Genomic DNA, 7,093 nt, shown 5'->3' on the forward strand with positions numbered 1-7,093 from the left:
TCACTCGCTGTTGTGAGGAGACGGAATGCGTTCATTGCGCTTGATCGGTGATCGAGCAAACTCAGCGGTGCGACGTCGGGCCATCGTTTCGCATCAGCCATGAGCATCAGGGACAGCACCCCGGTCGCCGTCATCGGCATGGCCTGCCGGCTGCCCGGTGGCATCGACTCCCCCGAGAAATTGTGGGACGCGCTGCTGCGTGGCGACGATCTCGTGACCGAGGTTCCCCTCGACCGCTGGGACTCCGACGAGTACTACGACCCCGACTCCGGCATGCCCGGGCGTTCGGCATCGAAATGGGGCGCCTTCCTCGACGACATCGCCGGCTTCGACGCGGAGTTCTTCGGGATCGACGAACACGCGGCCACCGCTCTCGATCCGCAGCACCGGCTGCTGCTGGAGACCTCGTGGGAGGCGATGGAACACGCCGGCCTCACTCCGGCGGCGCTGGCCGAGTCCCTCACCGGTGTCTTCGTCGGCCTGACCCACGTCGACTATCAACTCGTCAACGCCGGGTCCGATGCGATGGCCGGTCCGTACGGTTTCGAAGGCAACGCCCTCGGAATGGCGTCCGGGCGGATCGCCTACAGCCTGGGACTGCGCGGGCCCGCGCTGACACTGGACACGTCGTGCTCGTCGGGCCTGACCGCGGTGCACATGGGCTGCCGGAGCCTCAACGAGGGTGAAAGCGATCTGGCGCTGGCCGGCGGCGCATTCATCATGTTGGAGCCCCGGAAATTCGTCGCGGGCACGGCGCAGAGTCACCTGTCCCCCACGGGCCGTTGTCACGCGTTCGACGTCGCCGCCGACGGTTACGTGACCGGCGAGGCGGTCGCGGTGGTGATGCTCAAGCGGCTTCCGGACGCGCAGCGCGACGGGGACCGTGTCCTTGCGGTCATCCGCGGTTCGGCCGCCAACCAGGACGGTCGCACCGTGAACTTCTCGACGCCGTCGGCGACGGCTCAGACCGATCTGTACCGGGCGGCATTGGACGCCGCGCGGGTGGATGCGGGCACGGTCGGCCTGGTCGAGGCGCACGGGCCAGGCACTCCGGTCGGCGACCCCATCGAATTCGCCAGCCTGAGCGAGGTTTACGGCGTCGACGGCGCGTGCGCGCTCGGCTCGGTGAAGACCAACTTCGGCCATACCCAGTCGGCGTCCGGCCTGCTCGGTCTGATGAAGGCGATCCTGTCGTTGCAGCACGCCACGATCCCGAAGAACCTGCATTTCACCCGGCTGCCCGATGCGATGGCGCGCCTGGACACCAATCTCTTTGTGCCGCAGGATGTCACGGAGTGGCCCGCGAACGGAGTGCATCCGCGCCGTGCCGCCGTGTCGGCGTACGGCGTGTCAGGAACCAACGTGCACGCCATCCTCGAGCAGGCACCGGAACAGGCTCTGCCTGACTCTGCCGGCGCGGCGCAGGCGCCGCTGCTGTTTCCGTTGTCGTCCACGTCTACCGTCGAGTTGCGCCGTACGGCCGGCCGGTTGGCCGACTGGGTGGACGCGCATGACGAGGTGGCCCTCCCGGACCTCGGCTACACCCTCGCACGCCGGCGGGCGCATCGGCCGGTCCGCACCGCGGTCCTCGCGGGCACCAGAACGGAGTTGATCTGCGCGCTGCGCCGGGTTTCCGACGGCGACACCGCCTACACCAGCGCGGTCGGTCACGACGACCATGGTCCGGTGTGGGTGTTCTCCGGTTCGGGATCGCAGTGGGCCGGGAGGGGCGCCGAACTCCTTGCGACCGAACCGGTCTTCGCCGCCACCGTCGCAGATATCGAGCCGCTCGTCGCCGCCGAAGCCGGATTCTCCGTCACTGCGGCGATGACCGCGCCGGACATGGTCACCGGCGCCGAACGGATCCAGCCGACGTTGTTCGCGATGCAGGTCGCGCTGGCGGCCGCCATGACGGCACACGGCGCGCGGCCGGGTGCGGTCATCGGGCATTCGACAGGCGAGATCGCTGCCGCGGTGGTGTCCGGTGCACTGTCCCTTGCCGACGGCGTGCGCGTCGTCTGCCGCTCTTCCCGCCTGGTGGCGACCCTCGACGGAGCGGGCGCCGTCGCCACGGTCGAACTGCCCGCCAAGCAGGTGCTGTCCGAACTGACGACCCGTTCGATCAAGGACGCCGCGATCGCCGTGGTGGCGTCGCCGCAAACCACCGTGATCGCCGGCGCGCCGGACTCGGTGCACGAACTTGTCACCGCGTGGCGCCAGCGTGACATCGAGGTCCACGAAACCGCTGTGGATGTCGCGATGAATTCGCCGCAGCTCGACCCGATCGTCAAAGAGCTGGCCGCGGCGCTCAAGGACGTGAACCCCGCAGATGCCACGATTCCCTTCTTCTCGGCGACCGGGTTCGACCCGCGCGAGCAACCGGTGTGTGACAACAGATACTGGGTGCAAAGCCTGCGGCGCACAGTGCGATTCGCCGCGGCGGTGCGTGCGGCTCTGGAAGACGGGTATCGCGTCTTCGCCGAGTTGTCGCCGAAACCGCTGCTGACCGAAGCGATCGAACTGACGGCCGAGAGCCTGGACACGCCGCTGGCCACGCTGGCCGCCATGCATCCTGACCAGAAGCTCCCGAACGGGTTGCGCGACGTCGTCGTCCAGCTTCATGCTGCCGGCGCCGCAATCGATTTCGCGGTGCCGTATCCCGACGGGAGCCTCGTGGATGCGCCGCTGCCGACGTGGACGCATCGTCGGCTGTGGCTGGCAGGTGCTCAGAAGGAATCGTCGACGCCGGGCGGTTACACGGTCACCGCTCATCCCCTGCTCGGACCCCATGTGCGTCTGCAGCAGGAGCCGGAGCGCCACGTGTGGCAAGCCGAGGTCGGTATCGCCGCCCAACCGTGGCTCGCCGAGCACCGGATGCTCGACGCGTCGGTGCTGCCCGCCGCGGCGTACTGCGAGATGGCTCTGGCCGCAGGGCGTGTCGTGCTCGGAGAGGCCGTGGAAGTTCGCGATCTGCGGTTCGACCAGGAGCTACCCCTCGACGAGCAGGTCGACGTCGGCGCGACCACGTCGCTGTCGTCGCCGGGCGTCGTCGAATTCGTCATGGAGTCGATTCGCGACGGCGAGCATGCGCGGCACGCGACCGCGACCCTGCACGCCGTCGACGCTCCGCCCCCGCCCGGCTATGACGTCCCCGTACTTCTTGCCGCGCACCCGCATCGCGAGGACGGCGCCGAGTTGCGAAGCAGACTCGATGCGCGAGGAATCCAGTACGGTCCCGCGTTCGCCGGCCTGGGTGCGGTCCATGTCGGACAGGATGAGCCCGGCTCTGTACTGGCCGAGATTGCGCTGCCGGGCCAACTCCGTTCGCAGCAAGGCGGATACGGCGTGCATCCGGCGCTGCTGGACGCATGCTTCCAGTCGGTGGGTGCCAGCCCGCTCGTACAGTCGGTGGGTGTCGACGCATCGGGGTCTCTGTTCGAGGTCGCCCGGTTGCGTATCCATGGACCGGTCCGGGGTGCACGATACTGCTACACGCGCGTCACGAGAGTCGACGCTGCCGCCGTGGAGGCCGACCTCGATGTGCTCGACGCGGACGGCGCCGTCCTGCTGAGTGTCCGCGGGATCCTCTGCGGCACTGGTGTTTCCGACCTCGCATACCGGGATCGTGTGCTGAACGAGCGGCTGCTGACCATCGACTGGCGGAAACAGGAACTGCCTGAACCGTCCCGTGGCGATTCGGGCAGCTGGCTGCTCGTCGACACCACCGCCGACGGCCGGTCGGGTGCGCTGGCCGAGGCCATGGACGGTCTCGGCGCGCAATGCGTCACGATGAGCTGGCCCTTCGACGGTGATCACGGAGTCGGTGCGGACGAACTCGGACGACATCTGCGCGACCGCCAGTTCAGTGGTCTCGTCGTCCTGGCAGGCCCGAAAACCGTTACCCCCGTTGAGCCGGAACTGGGTCGGCGGCAGGCGCAGCACCTCGTGCGCATAGCCCGGGAGGTACCGACGTTCGCCGGGCAGCTGCCCGACCTCGTTGTCGTGACCCACTCGGCTCAGACGGTGCTGCCCGGCGACGTGCCGAATCTGGAACAGGGAGGGCTGCGCGGGCTCGTCCGGGTCATCGGTGCCGAACATCCGCATCTGCGCACGGTCCAGATCGACACCGACGATTCCACCGACGCCGAGCAGCTGGCCCGTCAAATGCTCAGTGGCACTGAGGAAGACGAGACCGCCTGGCGCGACGGCTCCTGGTACACGGCTCGGTTGCGCCCGACTCCGTTGCGTCCCGACGAACGCCGAACGGCCGTCGTCGACCACGAATGCGACGGGATGCGACTGCAGATCCGCACACCGGGTGACCTCGAAACCGTCGAACCGGTGTCCTGTGAGCGTGTTGCGCCGGGAGTGGGGCAGATCGAGGTTGCCGTCACCACGTCGAGCATCAACTTCGCCGATGTCCTCGTCGCGATGGGGCTGTATCCGAGCCTCGACGGCAGTGTGCCCGAACTCGGGATGGATTTCGCCGGAGTCGTCACGGCGGTCGGCCCGAACGTCACCGATCACCAGGTGGGTGACCGGGTCGGCGGATTCTCCGCCAACGGCTGCTGGGGCACGTTCGTCACCTGCGATGCCCGCCTTGCTGTGACACTTCCCGACCGGTTGACCGATCACCAGGCGGCCGCGGCGGCGACGGCGACCGCCACCGCCTGGTACGGCCTTCACGACCTGGCCGGGATCGGCGTGGGTGACCGGGTCCTGATCCACTCTGCCACCGGTGGTGTCGGGCAGGCCGCGATCGCCATCGCACGTGCCGCGGGAGCCCAGGTGTTCGCCACCGCCGGGAGCGAACAGCGCCGAGAGATGCTGCGCAACATGGGAATCGACCATGTCTATGACTCGCGCAGCAGCGAGTTCGCCGACGACATCCGCCGCGACACCGACGGATACGGCGTCGACATCGTCCTGAACTCCTTGACCGGGCCCGCGCAGCGCGCCGGTTTCGAACTGCTCGCGATCGGCGGACGATTCGTCGAGATCGGTAAGCGAGACGTGTACGGCAACACCCGATTGGGGATGCTCCCGTTCCGGCGCAATCTGACGTTCTACTACGTCGACCTCGCATTGATGTCGTTGAGTCATCCTCAGCGCGTCGGGCAACTGCTGCGTACCGTCTACCGGCTTGTCGCAGACGGTGAGTTGCCGCCCGCAACGCACACCAACTACCCGTTGGCAGAGGCGGCCGACGCCATCCGGGAGATGGCCGCGGCCCAGCACACCGGGAAGCTCCTTCTCGACATCCCGCGCACGGGTCGCACCGACGTGGTGGTTCCGCCGCAGCAGGCGCCGGTGTTCCGTTCCGACGGCGCCTACCTCATCACCGGAGGCCTGAGCCCGCTGGGATTGTTCCTGGCCGAGAAGATGGCGGATGCGGGGTGCGGGCGGATTGTGCTGAACTCCCGTTCGCAGCCGACGTTGAAAGCCCTCGAGACGATCGAGTTGATCAGGGTCATGGGTGCCGACGTGGTCGTTCTGTGTGGAGACATCGCCGATCCCGGCACCGCGCACCGGTTGGTCGCCACCGCGACCGCCACCGGGCTGCTTCTGCGTGGCGTGCTGCACGCCGCCGCCACCGCTGCCGACGCCACGCTGGCCGACATCACCGATGATCTGATCGAGAGTGACTGGGCGCCGAAGGTTTGCGGTGCCTGGAATCTGCACAAGGCCCTCGAAGACGCCGACGCCGACCGGAGGCTGGACTGGTTCTGCTGCTTCTCCTCAACGGCCGCACTGGTGGGAACTCCCGGACGGGGCTCGTACGCCGCGGCGAACAGTTGGCTGGATGCATTCGCCCGGTGGCGTCGAGCCCACGGACGCCAAGGCACGACCGTCGCCTGGGGTGCCTGGGGGCAGATCGGCCGCGCCGCGGAATTCGCCGAGGGCATCGGCGCCGCCATCACCCCCGACGAAGGTGCCTACGCATTCGAGGCGCTGATGCGCCACGATCGCCCCTACACCGGGTATGCCCCGATCGTCGGGACGACGTGGCTCTCGGCTTTCGCCCAGCGCAGTCCCTTCGCCGAGGCATTCCGCGCCGTGGTGGAAAGCGACACGGGCACAAGCAGACTGCGTGCCCTGCTCAACGAGCTGGCACCCGATGAGTGGCCGAGCCGGCTCCGTCGGATGATCTCCGATCAGATCAGCCTGGTGCTCCGTCGCAACATCGACCCCGACCGGCCGCTGTCCGAGTACGGAGTCGACTCGCTGGGTGCTCTCGAGCTGCGGACCCGCATCGAGACCGAGACGGGAATCCGAATCGCGTCGAGCGATCTCGCTGTCGGCACCGTTCGTGGCCTGGCGGACCTGTTGTCCCGCAAGCTGGCGCCACGGACAAGCACCGACAGCGACGCTGATGCGTCGGCATAGCGCAGATCACGTAGACGGTCGAGGAGGATCGTGAACGCCGTTGCTCGAGTGTTCGTTTCGGGGCTTGTCCAGACGGTCGCCGTCGGACTGCTTGTCTTCGTGCCCGCGGGTACGTTCGACTTCTGGCAGGCGTGGGTCTTCCTGGTGGTGTTCGCGCTGTCGGCGTGGCTGCCCAGCGTCTACCTGCAACTGACGAATCCCGAAGCGCTGCAACGCCGGATGCGCGGAGGTGTCGCGGCGGAAGCGCGCCCCGTCCAGAAGATCGTGATGGCGGGGCTGTACTCGTCGTTGGCGGCGATGTGCGTCGTCGGGGGCCTCGACCACCGGTTCGGGTGGTCCACGGTGCCTGCGGCGCTCTGCCTGATCGGGAGTGCGCTCGTCGCTGTGGGGTTGAGCCTCGTCGTGCTCGTGGTCACCCAGAACAACTACGCTTCCACGACCGTTCAGGTGGAGGCCGGCCAGAACGTCGTCTCGACCGGTCTGTACGGATTGGTCCGCCATCCCATGTACACCGGAAACGTGGTGATGCTTGTCGGTATCCCCCTGGCGCTCGGATCCTATTGGGCGCTTGCGTTTGTCGTGCCGGGTCTGGCCGTCCTGGCGTGGCGGATCCGGGACGAGGAGAAGCTGCTTGCCGACGAGCTGACGGGGTATCGCGAGTACACGCTGAAGGTCCGGTACCGCCTCGTGCCGTGCGTGTGGTGAC

At 67.9% G+C, this 7,093-nt stretch carries 2 protein-coding genes; both read left to right on the top strand.

The window, feature by feature from the left end; genetic code table 11:
* The first annotated feature begins 99 nt into the window (after positions 1-99).
* Positions 100-6,387 carry a sulfolipid-1 biosynthesis phthioceranic/hydroxyphthioceranic acid synthase gene (gene pks2, locus P9A17_RS19360; protein WP_278040317.1) on the top strand — a complete coding sequence of 2,096 codons (6,288 nt, stop codon included), beginning with the start codon at positions 100-102 and terminating at the stop codon, positions 6,385-6,387.
* A gap of 30 nt (positions 6,388-6,417) precedes the next feature.
* Complete coding sequence (locus tag P9A17_RS19365) at positions 6,418-7,092, top strand: isoprenylcysteine carboxylmethyltransferase family protein (RefSeq protein WP_278040318.1); 675 nt, start codon at positions 6,418-6,420, stop codon at positions 7,090-7,092.
* The last annotated feature ends 1 nt before the right edge of the window (position 7,093 follow it).

Origin of the sequence: Mycobacterium sp. 236(2023) (assembly GCF_029623955.1) — a bacterium.
In the GTDB taxonomy this organism is placed as follows: Bacteria; Actinomycetota; Actinomycetes; order Mycobacteriales; family Mycobacteriaceae; genus Mycobacterium.

Excerpts from the sequence above, each read along its gene's own strand:
- pks2 (WP_278040317.1), top strand. The coding sequence starts at position 100 with ATGAGCATCAGGGACAGCACCCCGGTCGCCGTCATCGGCATGGCCTGC.